The sequence below is a fragment of the Demequina litorisediminis genome, assembly GCF_030161615.1.
Classification (GTDB): Bacteria; Actinomycetota; Actinomycetes; order Actinomycetales; family Demequinaceae; genus Demequina; species Demequina litorisediminis.
The window spans coordinates 243617-266388 of record NZ_BSUN01000001.1 but is presented as its reverse complement, the minus strand read 5'-3'; the positions used below and the strand labels follow the sequence as shown (position 1 = coordinate 266388).

The window sequence follows — 22772 nt, the reverse complement described above, 5'->3', positions numbered from 1 at the left end:
GTCAAGGAGCGCGGGAGTGACGTTGGCGAGGCTCCGCCGAGACGACGTGGCTGCCGTCGCCCCGAAGGTGGTCGGCGACGGCGAACGCGACGTCGGGGGCGGGTGTCTGGCCCGCCAACACGATCACGTCGGCAGCCGCGAGAATCGGAGCGAGCGCCTCCGCGATCACGCGGTCGTCGTCATCGCGCAGTCCCAGGCCTCGATCCGTGAGCCAGTCGTCGCTGAACGCATCCTCGCGGAGGGTGGCGGCGTCCACCACGGCAGCCACGGTCCCGAATTCCGCGCCCGCGAGTTGGCCGTCGGATTGCAGCGCGCCGTCGAGGAGGCGCACGAGTGGGGCCGGCTCTGCCGTGACGGGAAGGGCAACCACGGCGTGCTGCCATCGAGCCTTGGCGGCGTAGCCCCACCAGGGTGGGTAGGACGTCCTCGCGGATGGCGCACGAGATGCAGGCGTGCTCCAACGGCGTGATCGTCTGGTCGATGACGCCCGTGACGTCCGCCACGGTGCGTCGCACTCCGCCCTCGAGGATGTCGTGCGTGACGACCACGAGGTCGGGCCGGTCGAGGGTCAAGTGCATCGCCGCAGCGGCGCGCATGAGGGGGTCGACCGTCGTCAGGGTCGAGATCGTGAAGGGGTTCATGACGTCACCGTAGCACTTGACGAGAATGATTCTCATTACTAAGTTGGCCGGCATGTCACGACAGCGATGCCAGGTCACCGGGGCCACACCGAGCTTCGGCAACACCATCTCCCACTCTCATCGACGCACCTCCCGCAGGTGGAACGTCAACATCCAACGCAAGCACTTCTGGGTGCCGTCACTGGGACGCAGGATCATGCTTAACGTCTCCGCGAAGGGCCTCAAGGTCATCGACCGCGACGGCATCGACGCGGTCGCCGCGCGGCTGATCGCGAAGGGGAGCGGATCTGATGGCCAAAGGCAAGGACATCCGAGACAAGATCACGCTCGAGTCGACCGCAGGCACAGGGACGCGCTACGTGACCACCAAGAGCCGCCGGAACACGCCGGACCGGCTCGTGATCCGCAAGTACGACAAGGCGATCCGTCGCCATGTCGATTTCAAGGAGACCCGCTAATGGCCAAGAAGTCCAAGATCGCCCGCAACCGGCAGCGCGAGGAGGTGGTCGCACGCTACGCCGAACGCAGGCGGGAACTCAAGAAGACGTCAGTCAATCCTCATCTCTGGCCCGAGGAACGCGCCGCCGCGATGAAGGCCCTGCACGCACTTCCGCGCGACGCGAGCCCCACGCGCCTCAGGGAGCGAGGTGCGAGCGATGGCCGCCCCCGCGGCAATCTGCGCACGTTCGGGCTGTCCCGCGTGCAGTTTCGCGCGGCAGCGCACCGCGGCGAACTGCCCGGCGTGACGAAGTCGAGTTGGTGACATGAAGAAGGGCATCCACCCCCGCTACGAACCCATCGTGTTCCGCGACAAGTCGGCCGACTTCGCGTTCCTCACGCGCTCCACCGCGACCTCGTCCCAGACGATCACGTGGGAGGACGGCAACGAGTACCCCGTTATTGACGTCGAGATCTCGGCCGCGAGCCACCCGTTCTACACGGGCCAAGCCAAGGTCATGGACACCGCCGGTCGCGTGGAGCGCTTCCGCCGGCGCTACGGAAAGGGACAGTCATGAAGGTGAGAGCCAGCATTCGCTCGCTTGCCAAGAAGGAGGGCGCCATCGTGGTGCGTCGACGTGGCAAGACTTACGTGATCAACAAGCGCAACCCGCGCTTCAAGGGCCGCCAGGGATAACGATGGCCGTTCCCAAGCGAAAGAAGTCCCGCTCGCGCACGCGTTCCCGACGCGCCCAGTGGAAGACGACCGCCGTCGACCTCGTGCCCGTGACCATCAACGGCACCGAGTACCGCGTGCCCCGCCCCCTTGTCCGTGCCGCCCGGCGCGGACTCATCGATGTCGCGGATCTTGCCCCGGCATCGGCCCCGATGAAAGGACATTCATGACCCTCCAGCGCACCGACATCGCCCAGCGTGCCGCAGCACACGCAGGCGTCGACACCGCCACGGCAGAAGCCGTCCTCAAGGGAGTCGAGGCGGCCCTCGTCGAGGCCGCTGGGGTTGGAGAGTCCGTGCGGCTGACCGGCACGTTGAGTCTGGAGGTCGTCGAGCGGCCGGCGCGCACCGGACGCAACCCGCGCACCGGCGAGGCGATGGAGATCGCGGCAGGGCGCATCGTCCGTCTGAGCCCCGGTGCGGGCCTCAAGAGGGCCGCTAAGGGCGACTCGCCGCGCCATTCCTGAGGGACCGGACCCACCGAGTGGCGCCGCGAGAGCGCGGCGCCACTCCGTGCCCCCGGGATGGGCCGGTGCCAGCATCGGCCGCCGATAGACTTGACGGCAGTCAAGACGCACCATCCCACCCAAGGAGCACTCTGTGGCACAGCCGTCCCGCCTCGACAACGTGATCTCGCTCGCGAAGCGCCGTGGCTTCGTCTTCCCCTGCGGAGAGATCTACGGAGGTACCCGGTCCGCATGGGACTACGGGCCGCTCGGTGTGGAGCCTCAAGGAGAACATCAAGCGCCAGTGGTGGCGGGCGATGGTGTCGAGCCGCGACGACATCGTGGGACTCGACTCGTCGGTGATTCTGCCCCCGGCCGTGTGGGAGGCCTCCGGGCACCTCAAGGCGTTCGTCGACCCCCTGGTCGAGTGCCTCTCCTGCCACAAGCGCTTCCGTGAGGACCACCTCATCGAGGAGTTCGAGGAGAAGAAGGGCCGCGCCCCCGAGGGCGGGCTCGCTGAGATCGCCTGCGGACACTGCGGCACGCGTGGCCAGTGGACCGAGCCCAAGATGTTCAACGGCCTCCTCAAGACCTACCTCGGCGTCAACCAGGACGAGTCGGGCCTGCACTACCTGCGCCCCGAGACCGCTCAGGGCATCTTCGTCAACTACGACAACGTGCAGCGCACGTCGCGCATGAAGGTGCCCTTCGGCATCGGCCAGATTGGCAAGTCGTTCCGCAACGAGATCACGCCAGGAAACTTCATCTTCCGCACCCGTGAGTTCGAGCAGATGGAGATGGAGTTCTTCGTCAAGCCCGGCACCGACGACGAGTGGCACCAGTACTGGATCGACACTCGCCTCGAGTGGTACAAGGACCTCGGCATCGCCGCCGACAACCTGCGCCTCTACGCTCACCCGCAGGAGAAGGCTCTCGCACTACTCGAAGGGCACCACGGACATCGAGTACCGGTTTGGCTTCACGGGCTCGGAGTGGGGCGAGCTCGAGGGCATCGCCAACCGCACCGACTTCGACCTCTCGACACACTCGGAGCACTCCGGCAAGGACCTGTCGTATTTGGACCCCGCCACCAACGAGCGCTACACGCCGTACGTGATCGAGCCCGCGGCGGGCCTGACGCGTTCGCTCATGGCGTTCCTTGTCGAGGCCTACGACGAGGACGAGGCCCCCAACACCAAGGGTGGCGTCGACAAGCGCACCGTGCTGCACCTCGACCCCCGCATCGCGCCCGTCAAGGCTGCCGTGCTGCCGCTGTCCAAGTCCGAGGAGCTCTCGCCCACGGCCGAGGCTCTCGCGAAGGAACTGCGTGGTGCGTGGAACGTCGACCTCGACGTCACCCAGGCCATCGGCAAGCGCTACCGCCGTCAGGACGAGATCGGCACGCCGTTCTGCATCACCGTCGACTTCGACACCAAGGACGACCAGGCCGTCACCATCCGCGACCGCGACAGCATGCAGCAGGAGCGCGTGGGCCTGTCGCAGGTTCAGGCGTACCTCGCGACGCGCCTCATCGGCGCGTAAGGGCTGACGGGCGGCCGATGCTCGGGCTGGGTTCGTAAGCGTGGGTGCCGGACACTCGCACGGCTTCGCGGCGGACGGCTCCCTGGAGCGCGCTCCCCGGGCATCGGAGCGCACCACCACGGTTCTGACCGTGCTGGTGGGCGCCATCGTGTTCCTCACGGTGGCGGGCGCTGTCGCCGTCTGGCCGTCGAGCCTGGGACTTCCTCCGCTCGGTGCCCACGTCCTACGAGGGCGCCGAGTGGGTCTCCGTGACCGTCGAGTCCGTCGACCCCGAGACGGGGCAGGCGACGGTCGACCTCGACGGCGAGGAACGCGTCCTGGAGGACGCGGGTTACTCGACGTTCGAGTACCAGGAGGGCGACCGCGTGCGCGCGCTGTCGCTGGAAACCGGCGAACTCGTCTTCGGCGATTTCGAGCGCGGGCCGCCCATGCTGCTCCTGCTCGTCGTCTACGTGGTCCTGGTGGTCGCGATCGCCCGCTGGCGCGGCATCGGCGCGCTGTTGGGCCTCCTCGGGGCCTTCGGCGTCGTGGTGTTCTTCACGGTGCCGGCGCTGTTCGACGGGCAAAGCCCCCTCGTGGTGGCGCTGGTGACCGGCTCGGGCGCGCTCTTTGCGTTGCTGTACTTGGCGCACGGCGTGAACGCCCGCACCACTACTGCGTACCTGGGGACCCTGGCGGGCCTCCTCATCACCGCACTGCTCGCGTGGTGGGCCGTGGGAGCATCGCGGCTGACGGGCATCTGGTCCGAGGAGGGCACGCACCTGGAGCTCGCGGGACGTTCGGTTGACCTCCAGGGGCTCGTGCTGTGCGGCATCATCATCGCCGGCCTTGGCGTGCTCAACGACGTCACCGTGACGCAATCCTCCGCTGTGTGGGAGTTGCGCGCGGCCCGCCCCGACATCTCTCGCTGGTCGCTGTTCTCGCGCGGCATGCGCATCGGTCGCGACCACATCGCCTCCACCGTCTACACCATCGCGTTTGCCTACGTCGGTGCCGCGCTCCCGACCCTGATGCTCGTGACCCTGTACGACAACTCGATCGCGACCACGCTGACCAGCGCAGAGATAGCCGAGGAGGTGGTGCGCACCCTCGTCACGTCGATCGGCCTCGTGCTCGCGGTGCCGCTCACCACCGGCATCGCGGCGCTCGTGGTGGGCTACGACGGCGCGATCGAAGGAGAGTCCCACGGGGACGAGCCGGACTCCGAGGACCACGGTCGCGCAGCCGATGCCGACGCATCGGCGACAATGGAGGAATGACCACCACCGCATCGGCCGTCCGTACGCCCTCCGCCTCAGGCTCCGGCGAGCCCGCGCAGCGCGTGCTGCCGCCCCTGCAGATCGGTCCTATCACCGTCGAGACCCCCGTGGTGCTCGCGCCCATGGCGGGCATCACCAATGCGGCGTTCAGGCGGCTGTGCCGCGAGCACGGGGGCGGCATCTACGTCGCGGAGATGGTCACGTCGCGGGCGCTCGTGGAGCGCACCAAGGAGTCGATGCGCATCATCCACCACGATCCCGACGAGACCCCGCGGTCGGTGCAGGCTCTACGGCGTTGACCCGTCGACAATCGGCGCCGCCGTGAAGATGCTCGTCACTGAGGACCGCGCCGATCACATCGACATGAACTTCGGCTGCCCGGTGCCCAAGGTCACCAAAAAGGGCGGCGGAGCGGTGCTGCCGTGGAAGAAGGACCTGTTCAGGGACATCGTGCGCGCCGCCGTGCGTGAGGCGGAGCCGTTCGGCGTGCCCGTGACCGTGAAGATGCGCAAGGGAGTCGACGACGACCACCTGACCTACCTCGACGCCGGTCGCATGGCCGAGGCGGAGGGGGCCGCGGCGGTTGCGCTGCACGGACGCACCGCTGCCGACTACTACTCGGGCCACGCCGACTGGGAGGCGATCGCGCGCCTCAAGGACGCCGTGACCACCGTGCCCGTGCTCGGCAACGGCGACATCTGGTCGGCCGAGGACGCGCTGCGCATGGTCGAGCAGACCGGAGTCGATGGCGTCGTCGTGGGTCGCGGCTGCCAGGGACGCCCCTGGCTCTTCGCCGACCTCCAGGCCGCATTCGAGGGACGCGCGGATCGCGTGCGGCCCGGCCTGCGTGTGGTGGCTGACACGATCTACCGCCACGGCGAACTGATGATTCCGTTCTTCGGGGACGATGGCTCAAGGCCATGCGCGAGATTCGCAAGCATGTTGCCTGGTATCTCAAGGGTTACCCGGTGGGGGAGAGGTGCGCAAGAACCTCGGCCTCGTGGAGACACTCGGTGACCTGCGTGCGCTGCTCGATGCGCTGCCGCTCGACCAGCCGTACCCCGGTGAGGGTGCCGAGGGGCCGCGCGGGCGTCAGGGAACTCCCAAGAGCCCGTCGTGCCCCGAGGGGTGGCTCGACACCCAGGACATCACTTCCGACCTCGAACTGCGTCTGCGCGAAGCGGAGCCTGAGCGTCTCAGGAGGCTAGCCTCCCGAGCCAGGCGCACGCCCCGGGGCTGTCTCCGCCTCCGCCGCCTCCTCCTCGTGGCGCAAATGGCCGCATTTGCGGCTCGACGGGCAGTGACACGCCGCAAAACTGGCCATCGAGGGCCGATGGCGAGAGCCGCTAGGCGTGTCCGAAGGTAGCGCCGCCCGAGGCATCGGCCCCCGCGGGTCCGCCGTCCGCAGGCAGCGGCGCGTCATCGCGCGGAGGTCTGGCGGGCGCGAGGCGCAGGCTGCACCATGCCGTCACCGAACCGCCTCACGTCCATCACGGTGACCATGCGACGCTGTTCCGCGCCCGCGAAGAGGGGTGGCCCGCGCCCAGAACGGTGGGGTGGATCGTGATGATCATCTCGTCGATCAGGTCCGCGTCGAGGGCTTGGCGGATCAGCGAGCCGCCGTCGAGGTAGACATCCTTGTCGCCGGCGGCGTCCTGAGCCTCAGCGACCAAGTTCGCGATGGGGGCCGATGCCGTTGACACGCTCGCAGGCACAGAACGGTCAGTGGGCAGCGGGCGGCCGGTCGCGACCAGCACCGGAGTGTCGCCGTAGAACCACTCGCCCATGCCGTGCACCACGTCAAACGTCCGTCGCCCCATGAGCATCGCGCCGATGCCGGAGAAGAAGTCCTCGTAAGCGACGGCGTCGCCGGGTGCATCGGCCCACGGCGACTGCGCCATCGGAGCCCACGATGGGCGCGGCGCTTCGAGCCAGGCGATGTCGTCGCCCGGCCCGGCGATGAAGCCGTCGAGGGACATGGCGCAGTAGACCAGCACACGGGACATGGCTTTACGGTACGTCGCTCAGGGCCGCATCGCTGCCTGCGCTGTCCGCCAAATGTGGGATCGCGTGGGATCTATGGGGTGACTCCTCGCGCCCGAAGAGCCTCGAGCACGCGCGTCACGCACCATTGTGGGCGTTGGGCAATGTCCTCCCAGGTAAAGCGCATCGTGGTGAAGCCAGCGCCCGCCAGTAGTGCGTCACGTTCGAGATCTCGCCGTCGCTGAGAGTCATCGCCGTGAAATCGTGCTCCGTCGAACTCGACTGCGAGGCGGGCCTTGCGGTGCAGCATGTCGACACGCACGGTTCGCGTTCCTATGGTCACGGCGCCCTGGCGTTCCCAGCGCTCCCACCTCTTGCCAGCGAATACGTCACGCCGCGCCCGAAGGCTCAAGGGCGCTATGGACGCCGTCTGCGAACTCATGGAGAAGGCGGGTCAGCAACGCGCGCGAGGGGACCCGCGGGTGGCGCGCGAGCGCTGCCTGGGCGTGGCGGGCGTTCACGCCGCCATCGCGCAAGATGTCGAGCGCTGGGCCCTCGGTCAGCGGTCTCGCGCGCAGACACCACCACTGGATAAAGGCGTCCGCGACGCTCGCCGTGCGAATGCCGCCGACCATGTCGGTCCGCACCAGCGCGCGCGATCTCCATAGGCGCATGCCACGCGGGGCCGGTCCGCTGTCGGGTGGCGCGCTGCCGATGCTCACGGTCTCGCCGAGGTGTCCCTCGATGCCCCACAGATGGAGCGCGGCGCCTCCAGCGATGTGTGCACGCGAAGGCATCCATGCCGCCGCAGCGGCGATGCGCATGGAGGGCAGGCGGGCCGTGGACGTGGAGGCATAGAGGCCGGGCGCGAGGCGGGTGAGGGAACCCCGGGCCACGGCTCGGTCGAGGGTGCGAGGGTGGCACATGGCGGTGATCTCTGCACGTCGGACCGGGCGGCCGTAGGCCTCGACATCGCGCACGATCCTCTCGATCACCCGCATCCTGCGTTGTCTCATGCCACGCACGCTAGGTGCATGCGGCATCGGCCCTGTGGAGCCCGCCGAGATCGTGGATTGCCTGATTCCGCGCGGTGGCATGGGGACGACGCGCGGATCGCCCGCGTCGGCACCCTAGTGGCCAACTTTGCGGCACATACACGCCCTTCGTGCCGCAAATGCGGCCATTTGCGGCGTCGATGAGGGCGGCGTGTTACGGCATCGGAGCGGGCTTGACTAGGTTGGGGGCGTGAACGCAATCTCGCCCGGGTACTCCGATGCCGATGTTGAGCGGTGGATCCCCGAGCCCGCCAAGGCCGCCCAGCGCACCCCCTTCGAGCGGGACCGTGCGCGCATCCTCCACTCGAGCGCGCTGCGCAGGCTCGGCGCCAAGACGCAGGTTCTCGGGCTCGGCAGCGGTGACTTCGTACGCACGCGCCTCACGCACTCGCTCGAGGTGGCGCAGGTGGGGCGCGAGCCTGGGCAAGGCGCTCGGCTGCTCGCCGGACATCGTGGACGCTGCGTGCCTGGCGCATGACCTCGGCCACCCGCCCTTTGGCCACAACGGTGAGCGCGCGCTCGATCAGGTCGCGCGGGATATCGGCGGGTTCGAGGGCAACGCCCAGACCCTGCGCCTGCTGACGCGTCTCGAGCCCAAGGCATTCGACCCGGCGACCGGCCGCAGCGCGGGCCTCAACCTCACGCGCGCGAGCCTCGATGCCGCGGTGAAGTACCCGTGGCGGGAGCCCGCGGCGCCCATGCGTCCCGACGGCACCCCCACGCGCAAGTTCGGCGTCTACGAGGACGACATCCCGGTCTTCGACTGGTTGCGCGAGGGCGCCCCCGGCACTCAGCAGTCGTTCGAGGCGCAGGTCATGGACGTCGCAGACGACATCTCGTACTCGGTGCACGACGTGGAGGACTCGATCGTCTACCGCGCAGTCCAGCCTGGCGACGTTGCGCGACCCGGGCCAGGTCACTGACGTGATCGCCCACACCCGCGAGTGGTACGGCGGCGGGGACGACGACGCCCTGCGGGACGCGCTGCAGCGTCTGCAGGCCTTTCCGTGGTGGTCGGACCGGTTCGACGGCACGCGTCACTCGCTCGCGGCGCTCAAAGATATGACCAGCCAGATCATCGGCCGGTTCGCCCAGGCGATCATCACCGCGACGCAGGCCGAGCACGGCGATGAGCCTCTAACCAGGCATCATGCCTCGATTGTGGTGCCGCAGGACACTCTCGACGAGATCCTGATCCTCAAGGGCATCGCCGTGCACTTCCTCATGGCGCCTCGTGAGACGAGCCCCACCTATGCGAAGCAGCGCAAGGTGCTGAAGGAGCCTCGTGAACGCGCTGGCGGACCGCGGGCCGGAGGCGCTCGAGCCGCAGTTCGCGGCTGACTACCGGGAGGCGGCCGACGACGCCGCACGCCTGCGGGTCGCCGTGGACCAGGTCGCGTCGCTCACCGACACGTCGGCGTACAACTGGCATCACAAGTATTGCGTGCAGGCGTAGTTTTCGGGCGGCCGATGCCGGCGCCGGGTCTTCGCCCGGCTGTCAGGTGAGCCTCGGCTATCAGGCGCGCTCGGCGTCAGTCGACGCGTCTGTTGGGGGAGTCGGCTGTGCCGTCAGCGGGTCGAGGCGCCTGGCCGGTGCGCGTGAGGAGACGTTCCTCGACGACGAGCAGCACTACGACGATCACGAAGCCCGCGACGAACGCGAGTAGGGGAGCGAGGAGATCGCCCGAGGGTGCGAGCTTGTGGCCGTCCGCGTCCTGCCAGGGCCACAGCGCCACGAGCGATCCGGCCATGACGCCGGTCAGCACCACCAGGGTGTTGCGGCGGTGGTGTTCGAGCATGAACTGGAGCACCTTGACGATGGACACGAGGCCGATGGCGCATCCAAGTGCGAACCACACCAGGTAGCCGAGGTCGCGGTCGTTCACTGCGGCGAGCGTGGGTTCGTACAAGCCCATGGTGAGCAGCAGGAACGAGCCAGACAGGCCCGGGAGCGCGAGCGCGGAGATGGCGATCGCTCCCGCGGGGACCAGCACCCACGGCGAGGGCTCGAGGCTCCCGCCTGGCAGCGACACGATGACAGCGGCCGCAATGGTGCCCAGCAGGGCGTAGCCCCAGTCCTTCGCCCCCCAGCGCCCCTCGGGCCTTCCTGGCATCCGCGCGTGGTGCGCGAGGCGGAAGGGCACGGCAAGGGAGGCGAGCACGAGCCCAAAGAACAGTGCGCGCATGGTCTCGGGATGGTCGTGGACAAGCGTCTCCATGACGGACGCCATCGCGAGCAGTGCGACCACCATGCCGATGCCGATGGGCACGATCACCCGCCAGGCGACCCGCGAGTACTCGCCTCGCGAGCGGGCCACGCCACGACCGCGCACCACGTCAGCGGCCGCGATGCGTGTTCCCGTGATGAGGTGCCCCGCGGACGTCAGCAGCGTCTCGTACACGCCCGTCATGAGGGCGATGGTGCCGCCGGACACACCCGGTACCGACTCCGCGGCGCCGATGAGGGCGCCACGCGCGGTGTTCAGGGCGTCGCGCGCCACGGCGGCACGGGTCATGAGGTGGAGGTCTCCCCGGCATCGGCAGACTGAACCTGAGCCTGCCGCCCCCTCAGCAGCACCCACAGCGCCGCCAGCGGCAGCAGCAGCGGCACCCAGCCGTACGCGGAACCGAAGCCGGTCCACACGGTTTCGTCGGCCCACCAGTCGGACTCGATGTATCCCAAGGTGCCGACGATCAGCACGCCTGCGAGTTCCAGTGACGTCCCCCACAGCGCCACGCGCCGCCAGCCGCGCCACAGTGCCACCGCGATCACCACGTAGAGCACCGCGGAGACGCCCGAGATCAGGTAGGGCAGGGGCGCCTCGGCGAACTTGGTGGAGATTTGGTACGAGGAGCGGCCCACCGCGGCAAGGCCGAGGACGGCGTACGCCGCGATGAGGACAATGCGTCCCACGGGGTTCATCTCAGCCTCCCAGCAGGATGATCACGCGCCAGGCGAGGACCGCTCCGGCGATGCCGATGATGACGGCCGCTCCGCCGTCAACGCGGGCAATCTGGTCGGGCTGCAGGACGGGTCGGTTGGGGTCGGGGTCCGCGGCGGCGGCATCGGGCTCACCGAGGCGGCCGATGCCGAGCAGCGGCACCAAGATGACGGAGGCGAGCAGGTACCCGAGCGTCAGGACGATCGGCGCGGAGTGCCCGCCGATCAGGATGACCGCCACCGTGAGCACCTGCAGGGCCGTCACGATCCACATCGCGGTGACGATCCACTTCAGCGCGCCGTGAAGGCGTACCCAAATCATCGTGGCGATCCCGCCGAGCACCAGCAGTGCGCACACCACCAGGTAGGCGGGGTAGATCAGCCCCTCGTACAACCCCATGAAGCGCGAATCAGCCCTGGGCGGCCTGCACGCGCATCGGCAGGCGCGAGAGCTCCTCGCCGTCCACCGAGACGACCCACTCGAACATGCCCGCCTGGACGAAACGAATGCCGTCGATGGTGAACGCGAAGCAGGCAACCTGCTCGTCACCGTCAACGAGGTGCGCGGGACGGCCGAGCGTGAACTCGCCACCCATGCCGCGCACGGGCTGGGGCTTGCCGTCGGCGTCGGCGCGCACGCCGATGGGGTACTCCTTGCCGTCCTCGGTCAGCAGGCTCACCGAGCCTGGTGCGAAACGTTGGTGGCGGTGAAGGGGACGTGCACGGTGGCCGCGACGGCGAGGCGACGGTGCGCGGCGGGGAACTGCCGCACGAAGATGGTGTTCCATCCCGCGCCGAGCGCGTAGATCTTGCCCTGAACGACCTCGGCCGAATCGGCGAGGAAGGCATCGATTCTCACTGGTTTTCCTTTCGTGGATGCGAACGCGGTCCAGCGTACCCGGCGGGGGAGACGGTTCCTCTCGTGGCGGAAGCGCGGCCGATGCCGGGGTGCGGGTCACGCCGCGAGTACCATTCCGGTGTGGCTGGCACGATCAACAGGGATGACATCGCCGCGGTGCGCGAGCGAGCCCCTATCGAGGAGATCATCGGCCAGCACGTGACCCTGAAGCCGGCCGGCGTGGGTTCCGTGAAGGGGCTGTGTCCCTTCCACGATGAACGCTCGCCGTCGTTCCATGTGCGCCCGGGTGCCGGCCGCTGGCACTGCTTTGGTTGCGGCGAGGGCGGCGACGTCATCGAGTTCGTGATGCGGATGGATGGCTTGCCGTTCGGTGAGGCCGTCGAGTACCTCGCGGAGCGCGCTGGCGTGACGCTGCGCTACGAGGCGGGAGGGGCACCCCGGCGTGAGGGCACGGCGGGTCAGCGCAAGCGTCTGTTGGAGGCGCACCGCATCGCGCAGGAGTACTTCGCCGCACAGGCTCGCGGGGCCCGATGCGCGCATCGGGCGTGACTTCCTGCGCGAGCGCGGCTTTGACCGTGGCGCCGCGGAGCACTTCGGCGTGGGCTACTCGCCCCAGGGCTGGAACCACCTCACCGATCACCTGCGCTCCAAGGGCTTCACGCAGGACGAGCCTGCGCGCCTCGGGGCTGGTGTCCGAGGGGCAACGTGGCATCTACGACCGTTTCCGCGGGCGCCTCATGTGGCCCATCCGCGACGTCACGGGTGAGGTCATCGGCTTTGGCGCGCGCCGCCTGCACGAGGACGACCAGGGACCCAAGTACCTCAACACGCCCGAGACGCCCCTGTATAAGAAGAACCAGGTCCTCTACGGCATCGACCTCGCGAAGGGTGCGATCCGGTCGGAACGCACCACCGTGGTGGTGGAGGGCTACACCGACGTGATGGCGTGCCACCTGGCGGGCATCACGAACGCGGTCGCGACCTGTGGCACCGCGTTCGGTGAGGAACACGTCAAGGTGGTGCGTCGCCTCATGGGAGACATGGGGACGTCCACCATGAAGGTGGGGGCTACCGGCGCGAAGGTCATCTTCACGTTCGACGGTGACGAGGCGGGCCAGAATGCCGCGCTCAAGTCGTTCCAGGCCTGGACCAGCAGTTTCTCGCGCAGACGTTCGTGGCCGTTGACCCGGACGGCAAGGACCCCTGTGACCTGCGTATGGCGGGCGGCGACGCCGCGGTGCAGGCGCTCCTGGAGCATCGGCAGCCGCTGTTCGAGTTCGTGATCCGCACCACGCTGTCGCAACACGATCTCGATACTCCCGAGGGCGAGCCGCCGCGCTGAGGGCCGCGGCGCCTGTGGTGGCCGGCATCCGTGACCGGGCCATCCAGCCCGAGTACGCGCGGCTGTTGGCGGGCTGGCTTGGCATGGAGGTCGAGGTGGTCCGGCGCATGGTCGCCGACGCCTCGCGCGGCTCGCGTGGGGGCGGCCAGGGCCGTGGTGGCGGACAGGCGGCGGATGCCTGGGGCGGCCCCGGCGGCTACGGTGCCGATGCAGGCCCAGGTCCCGCACGTCCCGACCGCCGCGACCCGGTGGTCAGGGCCGAGGCTCTGTCGCTCGGAACGTTGCTGCAGGCACCTTCGGAGATCACGCAGGACCGCCTCGCGTCCGCCGTGGTGGGAGAGCCTGCTGCCCGAGGCGTACACGGTGCCGCAGTACAGGGCGATCTATGAGGCGATTCTCTCCGTGGGTGGCCCGCAGGCGGCGGGCACCGACTGGGCCAATGAGGTTGCCGAGGCCGCGGGCGAGACGCTGGCGGCGACGGTGAGCGAGCCTGGCGGTGTCGCCGTTGCCGCATGACAAGCCCGAGACGCTGGGGCACTACGCGGGAACGGTGCTTGCCCGTGTGCTCGACCTCAGCCTCACCCGCCAGGTCGCGGGGCTGCGTGGCCAGATGCAACGAGCGGGAGCCGGCACTGACGAGGCGCAGGCCGCGTTCGCGGAGATGATCCGTCTCGAGGCGCGCAGGCGAGAGCCTGCGCGGCACCTGAGCCCTGCCGGTGTCGGTGGCCGGGGTTAGCCTGGCGCCATGACAGTTCAGCGTGTGTCCCTGGTGACTCTTGGCGTTTCCGACCTCGCGCGTTCGCGCGGCTTCTATGAGGCGTGGGGGTGGACGCCTCGCCAGAGCGCGGACGAGATCGTGTTCTATCAGATGGACTCTCTGGTGGTGGCGCTCTTTGGCCTCGTGGATCTCGCCGAGGACCAGGGGAGGGCCGATGCCACGCTGGGCACCGGGGCCATCACATTGGCGCAGAACTACGCGACCATCGAGGAGGTCGACGAGAGGTTCGAGGCCGCGCTCGCGGCAGGTGCCACCGAGCCTGAAGCGGCCCGTGACGGCCGAGTGGGGCGGCTACAGCGGCTATGTGGCCGACCCCGACGGTCACGTGTGGGAACTCGCGATGAACCCGTTCTGGGTGACGTCGGCCAGCGGCACCCAGATCCCCGCGGACCTGCCGGAATCCTGACTCCCGCCACGCATCGTCCCTGATCAGGTCCGGAAAACACGAAAGCCGGCCCCGAGGGACCGGCTCTCTGTGAGCTCCTCCAGTTGGACTCGAACCAACAACCTGCCGATTAACAGTCGGCTGCTCTGCCAATTGGTATGGAGGATCAGCAGTCAGCAATGTTACAGGATGTTTGGGGTGTTCGATGACACCCGAGCGGTGCTGACTAGACTGTTCCGCGGTCGCCTGCGGGAAGTCCTTCCCGGTCTGTGGTGGGCGACCCCGGGCCAGTAGGCTCAGCCGGTCAGAGCAGTGGACTCATAATCCATCGGTCGCGGGTTCGAGCCCCGCCTGGCCCACCCCTGGGGTGCACTCGCTTGCGCCGGTGACCGGCAGCCGGTCTGGTGCGCAGTGCGCCGTACAGCGATTTCTCGAGCACGGCTGGGCGCTTGAAGCTCGCATGGAGCCACACGAGGATCGCCGCCGTGTCAGACGCCGGTGGGACAATTCCTGGACGAGTTCGTGGTGACGGGAGGTGTGAGATGCGCGGCGAAGCGACCGTGCTTCACGCCGACCTCGACGCTTTCTACGCCTCGGTCGAGCAGCGCGACAATCCCGCACTGCGCGGACGCCCCGTCATCGTCGGCGGCGGCGTCGTGGTCGCGGCGAGTTACGAAGCAAAGGCGCGGGGCGTGCGCACAGCGACGGGAGTCCAGCGGGCGCGGGCGCTCTGTCCCGATGCCGTCGTGGTCCCGCCTCGCATGGAGGCGTACTCGGCAGCGAGCCGTGCCGTGTTCGCGATCTTCCACGTCACCACTCCGTACGTGGAGGGCATTTCGATCGACGAGGCATTCCTCGAGGTGGGAGGGCTTCGCCGCCTCGCCGGGACCCCGGAGGAGATCGCCGTGCGCTTGCGGGAGCGGGTCCGTGCCGAAGTGGGGCTCCCCATCTCGGTGGGCGTCGCGAGGACCAAGTTCCTCGCGAAGGTTGCAAGCGCGGTGAGCAAGCCCGACGGACTCCTCGTGGTGGAGCCCGATCGCGAGGAGGCGTTCCTGCATCCACTCCCCGTCGAGCGGCTCTGGGGTGTGGGCGCACAGAACGGCACAGCACGGCGTCTACACGGTGGCCGAACTCGAAGCGGCAACCGCTGAGCGCTGGCTGGGCAAGGCGTCCGGTGCTCGTCTGCACGCGCTCGCCCGCCTCCGTGACCCGCGACCCGTCGAGACGGCCAAACGCCACGGATCCATCGGCTCACAGCGCGCACTTGGCGAGCGGTCGTACACCGGTGACGAGCTCGGGCTGATGGTCACTCAGATTGTCGATGGCCTCGCCAAGCGCCTGCGTGACCGCGGATCGTCGTGTGCGACGGTGGTGCTGAGGCTTCGCTATCGCGACTTCACGAAGGCGACCCGATCGCGCACCCTCACCTCGCCTACCGATCGCACCGACGTGTTGCTCGGCGTGACCCAGAGCCTTGCTCGCCGCCGCGGGTCCCGACATCGCTCACCGCGGCGTCACCCTCATCGGAGTCTCGCTCGCACAACTGTCCAGCGCCGGCATGGTTCAGTTAGAGCTTCCGATTGACGGGACCGATGGCAACGACGGCGCGCGCATCGACACCGCGCTCGACGCGGTCCGTGATCGGTTCGGCTCCGGCGCGATCACGCGGGCCGCGCTGATCGGTCGCGACGCTGGGGTGTCGGCGCCGCGGCTGCCAGAACACGAGTAGGCACGCGTCGGACCCGCCTGGCGAGAGTCACCGTGGCTGCGACACGTGGATCACGAGCGCCGCGCGCCAGCGTCGCCCACGGGCCTCGGTGCTAGCGCAGCGTCGCGCCACCGTGGGGGCGGCCCGACTCTCCGGCGCGGCGTCGTGCCTCGTGGAGGACCGCTCGCGCGGTCCCGGAGTCGAGCACCAGTTCGGTGATGGTGCCCGCGCGCAACGCCGCGAGGAGCGCCACGGCCTTCGCCGGTGCCGCCACCACGGCCACTCGGCGCGGAATGCGCTGCGGCTCCAGGGGTGTGGGGCCTGATGCTCTGGTGTTGATGGCGATGTCCCGCCACGAGCCATCGGCCCGCAAGAAGACGGTGCACACGTCGCCGACCACGTCCTGGGAGGCGAGCATCCGGCGGTCGGGTTCGTCGAGGTATCCCGAGGCATACACATGCGACGGCACGGGGGAGTGGATGGCGCCGACCCCGAAGAGTGCGAGGTCGGCGGCCCCCTGGCGGGAGAGCACCTGCTGCACCGAGCGCTCCTGCCACATCATCTGCCGGGTCCTCGGAAAGTCGAAGAAGGCGGGCACCGGGAAGGGGACCATCTCTGCGTTGAACGCCTGGGCGATAGCCCCCATCTGTTCGGCGCCGACGGCGACGCCCGCCATCGTGGGCGTGACGGAACCGTTGAGCCTGGACCACTGTGGCCCCGGTGAGGGGGCGCTCGGCGAGGTGCGTGATGATCGCGTCGATGGTGGTGCCCCATGCGACGCCCATCGTCATGCCGTCGTGGAACCACTCGGGGAGCACCGACGCCGTGTACCGGGCCACCTGCGCGAGGCGCTCCGCGTCCGTGACGGGCTCGCGCACGCGCACCACCTGGGCCGCGACGCCCAGCGCGTCCTCGAGCCTCGCGCGCGAGGACGTCAACCGTGTCGAGGTCTCTGACCTCGATACGCACCACGCCGCTCGCTCGCGCGGCTTTGAGAAGCCGAGACACGGACGACCGGGACTGGCCCAGGCGTCGCGCGACCGCCTCCATGGTCTGGTCTTCCAGGTAGTACATGGCCGCTACGGCCCGCATCAGGTCTTCTCGCGTCCGCATTCCCGCGGAGCCCAAATCGTCACGACTTCCCATCACCGCACCGCCTCGTTGCACATATGTGCATGCTACTTGCTCATCCGTTCAGGGTCCGATGTGATGTGCAAAAGAAGGAGGCAGTGACGCCATGAGAAGCATGCTCACCCCGGAGAGCAGAACTGCGGCCCTGGCCGCGATGAGCGGCGACGAGCCGCTCGACGTCCTCGTGATCGGCGGCGGTGTGACCGGCGCCGGAGTCGCGCTGGACGCCGTCACGCGCGGCCTGCGCACGGGCATCGTTGAGGCCCAGGACTGGGCCTCAGGAACATCGTCCCGGTCGTCGAAGCCTGGTGCACGGCGGGCTTCGCTACCTCCAGATGCTGGACTTCCGCCTGGTGCACGAGGCTCTGACGGAACGCGATCTCCTCGTCACCGAGCCTCGCCCCGCACCTGGTCAAGCCCGTCTCGTTCCTCTACCCGCTCGAGAACCGCGTCTGGGAGCGCGCCTACGTGGGAGCGGGCGTGGCCCTCTACGACACCCTCGCGTCGGTCAACGGGAGGCGCCGCCGCGCCATGCCGATCCACCGCCACCTCACGCGTTCGGGGATGGCCAAGAAGTTCCCGGACCTGCGCCATGACGCTGCCATCGGAGCCATCCGCTACTGGGACGCGGCCGTCGACGACGCCCGCCTTGTCCTCACGCTGGTGCGCACCGCCTCGCAGTATGGTGCGCTGGCAGCCAACCGCACCCAGGTGGTGGAGCTCACCCATGGAGAGTCCGGCGCCGTCAACGGTGCCGTCGTGGAAGACCTGGAGTCGGGCGAGCGTCACACCATTCGTGCGCGTCACGTCATCAACGCCACCGGCGTGTGGACCGAGGACACCGAGGCGCTGGCACACGGTGACGGTGGCCTGCAGGTGCTTGCCTCCAAAGGCGTGCACTTGGTGGTCCCGCGCGAGAAGATCCGCGGCGATGTGGGCCTCATCCTCCAGACCGAGAAGTCGGTGCTGTTCGTGATCCCGTGGTCGCGCTACTGGATCATCGGCACCACCGATACGCCGTACGACTTCGACCCCACCCACCCGGTCGCCACCAGCGACGACATCGAGTACATCCTCGCCCACGCCAACGAGGTGCTGGCCACTCCACTCACCCGCGAGGACATCATCGGCACCTACGCGGGGCTCAGGCCGCTCCTGCAGCCGGGAACCAAGGAAGGCACCAGTTCCTCGAAGGTCTCGCGCGAGCACACGGTTGCCTCACCCACACCGGGCCTGACCGTCATCGCCGGCGGTAAGGCTCACCACCTACCGAGTCATGGCCAAGGACGCCGTGGACTTCGCCATCGGTCCTCGTGCAAAGGCGCTTCCCTCCATCACCGACCGCATCCCGCTGTGGGGTGCTGAGGGCTTGAAGGCCGTGCGTCGCCAGGCGCGCTCCCTCGCCGAGCGCTACGGCTGGGACAAGCCGCTCGTCGAGCACCTCCTGCACCGCTACGGCGCGGGGATCTACGACCTCGTCGAGGCGATCGATGCGCAGCCCGACCTCGCACGCCCCCTCGAGCACGCCCCCGCCTACCTGCGGGCGGAGATTCACTTCGCCGCCACGCATGAGCAGGTGCTTCACCTCGAGGACGTCATGATGCATCGCACGCGCCTCGTCTATGAGGTGGCCGATGCCGGACTCGCGGCAGCGCCCGAGATCGCCGCGATCCTCGCGGACGTCAACGGGTGGGACGCCGAGCGTGTCACCGCAGAGATTTCCTCCTACCGAGACCGCGTCAACGCCGATGCGGCGGCCTCGCTCGAGGACAGCGATGCTGCAGCGATTGGCGCCCGCGCCGCCGCGACCGACATCGCACCCATGGTGCCCCTGGGGCACCCGCAGGAGTCGGCCGTCCCCTAGACGACGTCGGGAGGCTCAGCCTCCACCCCCACACGTGCCGCCCATCCCCGGGGGCTCCCTGGCGCTACCCCGGCGCCGCCGTCACAACGACGTGAACGAAAGGAATGCCCGTGTCCGACATTTTCCTCCCAGAGGCTCCTGGGAACGGCGATGCTCCTCCTCCTCGGAGGTGGTGTGGTCGCCAACGTGCTGCTCGCGAAGTCCAAGGGTCTGAACGGCGGCTGGCTGTTGATCAACTTCGGTTGGGGCCTTGGTGTCTTCTCCGGTGTCTACGTCGCCTTCTCCACGGGCGCTCACCTGAACCCCGCCGTCACGTTCGGCATCTGGGCGTCCGGTGCCGAGGAATTCGCCCCCGGCATCGCCGTGAACGCCGGAAACTTCGCCACCTACATCGCCGCGCAGATGGTGGGCGCGTTCATCGGTGCCGTGCTGGTCTACCTCGTCTACAAGAAGCACTTCGACGAGACCGAGGACGCCGGACTGAAGCTCGCCGTCTTCTCCACCGGTCCCGAGATCCGCTCCTACGGCTGGAACGTGCTGACCGAGGTCGTCGCCACCTTCGTGCTGGTGTTCGTGGTGCTCGCCTTCGGTAACTCGCCCGTCGATTTGGGTCCGCTCGCGGTCGCACTCCTCGTGGTCGGTATCGGCGCGAGCCTCGGTGGCCCCACGGGTTACGCCATCAACCCCGCCCGTGACCTGGGCCCCCGCATCGCGCACGCGCTGCTTCCCATCAAGGGAAAGGGAACCTCCGACTGGGGCTACGCCTGGGTCCCGATCGTCGGTCCCATCCTGGGTGGAGTCGCCGCAGGCCTTCTCGCGGCGGCCGTCTACTAGACCCGCATCTGACATCCTCAAGGCAGTAGTGCTGCCGTCCCCGCACAACGAAGTGAAAGGCACCACCATGAACGACTACGTCCTCGCCATCGACCAGGGCACCACCAGGCTCCCGCGCCATCGTCTTCGACGCCAAGGGCACCATCGTCTCCACCGGCCAGAAGGAGCACGAGCAGATCTTCCCCAAGGCCGGCTGGGTGGAACACGACCCGCACGAGATCTGGACCAACGTCCGTGAGGTCGTGGGCCAGGCCCTGACCAAGGCCGACCTCACTCACGAGAACATCAAGGCCGTCGGCATCACCAACCAGCGTGAGACGGCCGTCGTGTGGGACAAGACCACGGGCAAGGCCGTGTACAACGCGATCGTGTGGCAGGACACCCGCACCCAAAAGATCATCGAGAAGGCTCGCGGGCGACGACGGGATGGACAAGTACAAGGACACCGTGGGCCTGCCGCTCGCCACGTACTTCGCAGGCCCCAAGGTGATGTGGGTGCTGGATAACGTCGAAGGCGCTCGCGAGAAGGCCGAGTCTGGCGACCTGCTGATGGGCACTATCGACACGTGGGTGCTGTGGAACATGACCGGAGGCAAGGACGGCGGCACGCACGTGACCGACGTCACCAACGCCTCGCGCACCATGCTGATGGACCTCGACACCCTGCAGTGGGACGAGCGCATTGCCAAGGACATGAACATCCCGCTGTCGATGCTCCCCGAGATCCGTTCGTCGGCCGAGGTGTACGGCGAGGGGCGTCGCGGCGGCATGCTGCCCGGCGTGCCGATCGCGGGCATCCTGGGCGATCAGCAGGCCGCGACGTTCGGTCAGGCGTGCTTCGAGGTCGGTATGGCCAAGAACACCTACGGCACCGGCAACTTCATGCTCATGAACACCGGCACCGAGAAGGTCCCGTCCAAGAACGGACTGCTGACCACAGTGGCGTACAAGATCGGCGACGCCGCCCCGGTGTACGCCCTCGAGGGGTCGATCGCCGTCACCGGATCTCTGGTCCAGTGGCTGCGCGACAACCTGGGACTCATCAAGGACGCTCCCGAGATCGAGAAGGCTCGCCGCCACCGTCGAGGACAACGGCGGCGCGTACTTCGTGCCGGCGTTCTCGGGACTCTTCGCGCCGCACTGGCGTTCAGACGCCCGTGGCGCGCTGGTGGGCCTCACCCGCTACGTGAACTCCGGGCACATCGCGCGCGCCGTCCTCGAGTCCACCGCCTTCCAGACCGCCGAAGTCCTTGAGGCCATGAAGGCGGACTCGGGTGTCGAGCCTCGCCGAGCAAGGTCGACGGCGGCATGGTGGCCAACGAGGTCCTCATGCAGTTCCAGGCCGATCTGCTCGATGTCGACGTGGTGCGGCCCCAGGTGGCCGAGACCACTGCGCTCGGCGCGGCCTACGCCGCTGGCATCGCGGTGGGGTACTGGTCGGGAGAGCAGGACGTCATCGAGAACTGGGCCGAGGACAAGCGCTGGACCCCGGCCATGGACTCCGACGAGCGCGCCCGCCTCATGCGCAACTGGAAGAAGGCCGTCACCAAGACCCTCGACTGGGTCGACGACGACGTCAACTAAGACGCCATCCCCTACGGCCGATGCCGTGGTCGCCTCACGCGGCCACGGCATCGGCCGTTCTTGCGCGCCCCACCCAGAACGCGATGGTGAACTGCGCCGTCGCGAGGGCAAGCACCAACACGAGCGAGGCATGCCATGCGCCGGTGACGTGCGCCAGCCATCCGGCCGTCACGGGCCCGGCGGCGGCGAGCAGGTAGCCGACCGACTGCGCCATGCCCGACAGCCTCCCGGCCTCGCCCGCGGTCCTTCCGCGCAGCCCGAACAGCGACAGCGCGATGACCAGCGCAGCGCCCGTGCCCGCGCCGGCGCAGACCACCCAGAGGCCGCTGAGGTGGGGAAGCGCGAGGAGTCCCGCCACCCCGACGATGGTGGGCACGCCCGCGACCGTGGCGGCGAGCACCTGGGTGTCGGCGCGCATCAGCCGCGGAATGGCAAGCCCGGACACCACGCCCGCCACCTGGAACAGGAACAGATGCACGCCTGCCTGGGACGCGCTGACTCCCTCGGAGGCGTCGATGGTCGGCAGCCAACTGACGAGGATGTAGAACGTCGTCGACTGCAGTCCCATGTACGCGGTGATGAGCCAGGCCGTGGGCTGGCGCCAGACGCTCCGTGTCGGCTCGGCCGCGGTCACCTCGGGTGCGGGCATCCGATGAGCGTGGCGCACGCGAGGGATCCACACGAGTGCCACGAGCACGGCAGGAATGGCCCAGAAGGCCAGGGAGCCGCGCCACCCATCGGCGCCCGCGAGTGGCACGGCGATGGCCGATGCGAGGGCGGCGCTGACCGTCATGCTCGCCGAGTAGACGCTGGTGGCGCGCGAGACGTGACCCGCGTAGTCACGCTTCACGAGGGCGGGCACCAACACATTGCCGACGGCGATGGCGCTGCCGATCACGGCCGTTCCGACCCACAGGCCCGCGCCCTCCACCCACGACCGCATCGCGATGCCGCCGGCCAGCACCGCGAGCGCCACGAGGACCGTGGGCTCCATGCCCCAGCGGCGCGCGGGCAGATGCACCAGGGGAGAGACCACCGCGAACGCGAGGAGCGGTAGCGCAGTGAGGAGCCCTTGGGTGCCTTCCGCGAGCCCAAGGTCGGCGCCCATCTGCGGCAGCAATGGCCCCACCGACGTGAGAGCCGGGCGCAGGTTCAGCGCGACCAGAAAGACCAGCGCCGTCATGACGGATGCCACGGTCAGGCTCGCGCGGGACGTGCGGCGCGCGGGGGCATCGGGCATGAAGGGT

The 22772-nt window shown here is 68.7% G+C and carries 23 protein-coding genes, 2 tRNA genes and 8 pseudogenes; 20 read left to right on the top strand and 13 right to left on the bottom strand.

Annotated features, from left to right (window positions below):
- Position 1: 1 nt before the first annotated feature.
- On the bottom strand, positions 2–370 hold the full coding sequence (locus QQK48_RS01695; RefSeq protein WP_284327272.1) for a hypothetical protein: 369 nt from the start codon (positions 368–370) through the stop codon (positions 2–4).
- Between the two features lie 323 nt (positions 371–693).
- Here QQK48_RS01695 and rpmB point away from each other — a divergent pair.
- The 10 genes and pseudogenes from rpmB to dusB form a co-directional block, all read left to right on the top strand.
- Positions 694–921, top strand: a pseudogene (gene rpmB / locus QQK48_RS01690) (50S ribosomal protein L28); the annotation flags it as partial.
- A 10-nt stretch (positions 922–931) separates the two neighbouring features.
- The gene (rpmG, locus tag QQK48_RS01685) at positions 932–1099 is read left to right on the top strand and encodes a 50S ribosomal protein L33 (protein WP_284329271.1); all 168 of its coding nucleotides are present in this window, start codon (positions 932–934) and stop codon (positions 1097–1099) included.
- Positions 1099–1404: a 30S ribosomal protein S14 gene (gene rpsN, locus QQK48_RS01680; RefSeq protein ID WP_284329270.1), complete on the top strand. Its 306-nt coding sequence runs from the start codon at positions 1099–1101 to the stop codon at positions 1402–1404. The genes rpmG and rpsN overlap by 1 nt, the downstream gene beginning before the upstream one ends.
- Position 1405: 1 nt before the next feature.
- Positions 1406–1657, top strand: coding sequence for a type B 50S ribosomal protein L31 (locus QQK48_RS01675; RefSeq protein WP_284327271.1), 252 nt, complete (start codon positions 1406–1408; stop codon positions 1655–1657).
- Positions 1654–1776, top strand: a complete 123-nt coding sequence (gene rpmJ, locus QQK48_RS01670) for a 50S ribosomal protein L36 (protein ID WP_284327270.1) — start codon at positions 1654–1656, stop codon at positions 1774–1776. The genes QQK48_RS01675 and rpmJ overlap by 4 nt, the downstream gene beginning before the upstream one ends.
- Before the next feature lie 2 nt (positions 1777–1778).
- Positions 1779–1985, top strand: a complete 207-nt coding sequence (gene rpmF, locus QQK48_RS01665) for a 50S ribosomal protein L32 (RefSeq protein WP_284327268.1) — start codon at positions 1779–1781, stop codon at positions 1983–1985.
- Positions 1982–2281, top strand: coding sequence for an HU family DNA-binding protein (locus QQK48_RS01660; protein WP_284327267.1), 300 nt, complete (start codon positions 1982–1984; stop codon positions 2279–2281). Before rpmF ends, QQK48_RS01660 begins: the two co-directional genes overlap by 4 nt.
- 133 nt (positions 2282–2414) lie before the next feature.
- Positions 2415–3802, top strand: a pseudogene (locus tag QQK48_RS01655) (glycine--tRNA ligase).
- A 212-nt stretch (positions 3803–4014) separates the two neighbouring features.
- Positions 4015–5061 carry a YibE/F family protein gene (locus QQK48_RS01650; RefSeq protein WP_284327266.1) on the top strand — a complete coding sequence of 349 codons (1047 nt, stop codon included), beginning with the start codon at positions 4015–4017 and terminating at the stop codon, positions 5059–5061.
- Positions 5058–6269: pseudogene (gene dusB / locus QQK48_RS01645) on the top strand (tRNA dihydrouridine synthase DusB). The gene QQK48_RS01650 and the pseudogene dusB overlap by 4 nt, the downstream one beginning before the upstream one ends.
- A 282-nt stretch (positions 6270–6551) precedes the next feature.
- Here the strand turns inward: dusB and QQK48_RS01640 are convergent.
- The 3 genes from QQK48_RS01640 to QQK48_RS01630 form a co-directional block, all read right to left on the bottom strand.
- Entirely contained in the window at positions 6552–7067 is a 516-nt protein-coding gene (locus QQK48_RS01640; RefSeq protein ID WP_284327265.1) for a dihydrofolate reductase family protein, read from the bottom strand.
- Between the two features lie 71 nt (positions 7068–7138).
- Positions 7139–7486: an endonuclease domain-containing protein gene (locus tag QQK48_RS01635; RefSeq protein ID WP_284327264.1), complete on the bottom strand. Its 348-nt coding sequence runs from the start codon at positions 7484–7486 to the stop codon at positions 7139–7141.
- The gene (locus tag QQK48_RS01630) at positions 7434–8039 is read right to left on the bottom strand and encodes a type IV toxin-antitoxin system AbiEi family antitoxin domain-containing protein (RefSeq protein ID WP_284327263.1); all 606 of its coding nucleotides are present in this window, start codon (positions 8037–8039) and stop codon (positions 7434–7436) included. Before QQK48_RS01630 ends, QQK48_RS01635 begins: the two co-directional genes overlap by 53 nt.
- A gap of 250 nt (positions 8040–8289) precedes the next feature.
- Here QQK48_RS01630 and QQK48_RS01625 point away from each other — a divergent pair.
- Positions 8290–9555: pseudogene (locus QQK48_RS01625) on the top strand (deoxyguanosinetriphosphate triphosphohydrolase).
- A gap of 76 nt (positions 9556–9631) precedes the next feature.
- Here QQK48_RS01625 and QQK48_RS01620 read toward each other — a convergent pair.
- Genes QQK48_RS01620 through QQK48_RS01600 form a run of 5 tightly spaced genes read right to left on the bottom strand, consistent with a single transcriptional unit; the run spans position 9632 to position 11899 of the window.
- Positions 9632–10615 carry a DUF368 domain-containing protein gene (locus QQK48_RS01620; RefSeq protein ID WP_284327262.1) on the bottom strand — a complete coding sequence of 328 codons (984 nt, stop codon included), beginning with the start codon at positions 10613–10615 and terminating at the stop codon, positions 9632–9634.
- Positions 10612–11022, bottom strand: a complete 411-nt coding sequence (locus tag QQK48_RS01615; protein WP_284327261.1) for a hypothetical protein — start codon at positions 11020–11022, stop codon at positions 10612–10614. The genes QQK48_RS01620 and QQK48_RS01615 overlap by 4 nt, the downstream gene beginning before the upstream one ends.
- 1 nt (position 11023) lies before the next feature.
- Positions 11024–11440, bottom strand: a complete 417-nt coding sequence (locus tag QQK48_RS01610; protein WP_284327260.1) for a hypothetical protein — start codon at positions 11438–11440, stop codon at positions 11024–11026.
- 10 nt (positions 11441–11450) lie between these two features.
- Entirely contained in the window at positions 11451–11720 is a 270-nt protein-coding gene (locus QQK48_RS01605; protein WP_284327259.1) for a DUF6941 family protein, read from the bottom strand.
- Positions 11717–11899, bottom strand: coding sequence for a DUF6941 family protein (locus QQK48_RS01600; protein WP_284327258.1), 183 nt, complete (start codon positions 11897–11899; stop codon positions 11717–11719). The genes QQK48_RS01605 and QQK48_RS01600 overlap by 4 nt, the downstream gene beginning before the upstream one ends.
- 120 nt (positions 11900–12019) lie before the next feature.
- Between QQK48_RS01600 and dnaG the strand changes: the two are divergent.
- Both dnaG and QQK48_RS01580 read left to right on the top strand, forming a co-directional pair.
- Positions 12020–13977: pseudogene (gene dnaG, locus QQK48_RS01595) on the top strand (DNA primase).
- Positions 13978–13986: 9 nt separating this feature from the next.
- Positions 13987–14448 carry a VOC family protein gene (locus QQK48_RS01580; RefSeq protein ID WP_284327255.1) on the top strand — a complete coding sequence of 154 codons (462 nt, stop codon included), beginning with the start codon at positions 13987–13989 and terminating at the stop codon, positions 14446–14448.
- 51 nt (positions 14449–14499) lie between these two features.
- Here QQK48_RS01580 and QQK48_RS01575 read toward each other — a convergent pair.
- A tRNA-Asn gene (locus QQK48_RS01575) sits at positions 14500–14570 on the bottom strand.
- A 118-nt stretch (positions 14571–14688) separates the two neighbouring features.
- On the opposite strand from QQK48_RS01575, the gene QQK48_RS01570 reads away from it, so the two are divergent.
- The 4 genes from QQK48_RS01570 to QQK48_RS01555 all read left to right on the top strand — a co-directional run bounded on the left by QQK48_RS01570 (position 14689) and on the right by QQK48_RS01555 (position 16133).
- Positions 14689–14763 (top strand) — tRNA-Ile (locus tag QQK48_RS01570).
- Between the two features lie 183 nt (positions 14764–14946).
- Positions 14947–15555 (top strand): Y-family DNA polymerase, encoded by a 609-nt coding sequence (locus QQK48_RS01565; RefSeq protein ID WP_284327254.1) that lies wholly within the window; start codon positions 14947–14949, stop codon positions 15553–15555.
- A gap of 151 nt (positions 15556–15706) precedes the next feature.
- Complete coding sequence (locus QQK48_RS01560) at positions 15707–15988, top strand: DinB/UmuC family translesion DNA polymerase (protein WP_284329269.1); 282 nt, start codon at positions 15707–15709, stop codon at positions 15986–15988.
- Positions 15879–16133: a hypothetical protein gene (locus QQK48_RS01555; RefSeq protein ID WP_284329457.1), complete on the top strand. Its 255-nt coding sequence runs from the start codon at positions 15879–15881 to the stop codon at positions 16131–16133. The genes QQK48_RS01560 and QQK48_RS01555 overlap by 110 nt, the downstream gene beginning before the upstream one ends.
- A 91-nt stretch (positions 16134–16224) precedes the next feature.
- Here the strand turns inward: QQK48_RS01555 and QQK48_RS01550 are convergent, their stop codons facing one another.
- Both QQK48_RS01550 and QQK48_RS01545 read right to left on the bottom strand, forming a co-directional pair.
- A complete protein-coding gene (locus QQK48_RS01550; protein ID WP_284327253.1) occupies positions 16225–16788 on the bottom strand; it encodes a sugar-binding domain-containing protein in 564 nt (187 codons plus the stop codon).
- A gap of 82 nt (positions 16789–16870) precedes the next feature.
- Positions 16871–16990: pseudogene (locus tag QQK48_RS01545) on the bottom strand (transcriptional regulator); the annotation flags it as partial.
- Positions 16991–17349: 359 nt separating this feature from the next.
- On the opposite strand from QQK48_RS01545, the pseudogene QQK48_RS01540 reads away from it, so the two are divergent.
- The 3 genes and pseudogenes from QQK48_RS01540 (at position 17350) to glpK (ending at position 21525) form a co-directional block, all read left to right on the top strand.
- Positions 17350–19107: pseudogene (locus QQK48_RS01540) on the top strand (glycerol-3-phosphate dehydrogenase/oxidase).
- A 150-nt stretch (positions 19108–19257) separates the two neighbouring features.
- Complete coding sequence (locus tag QQK48_RS01535) at positions 19258–19941, top strand: MIP/aquaporin family protein (protein WP_284327252.1); 684 nt, start codon at positions 19258–19260, stop codon at positions 19939–19941.
- Between the two features lie 67 nt (positions 19942–20008).
- Positions 20009–21525, top strand: a pseudogene (gene glpK, locus QQK48_RS01530) (glycerol kinase GlpK).
- 34 nt (positions 21526–21559) lie between these two features.
- Here glpK and QQK48_RS01525 read toward each other — a convergent pair.
- Positions 21560–22765 (bottom strand): CynX/NimT family MFS transporter, encoded by a 1206-nt coding sequence (locus QQK48_RS01525; RefSeq protein WP_284327251.1) that lies wholly within the window; start codon positions 22763–22765, stop codon positions 21560–21562.
- Between the last annotated feature and the right edge of the window lie 7 nt (positions 22766–22772).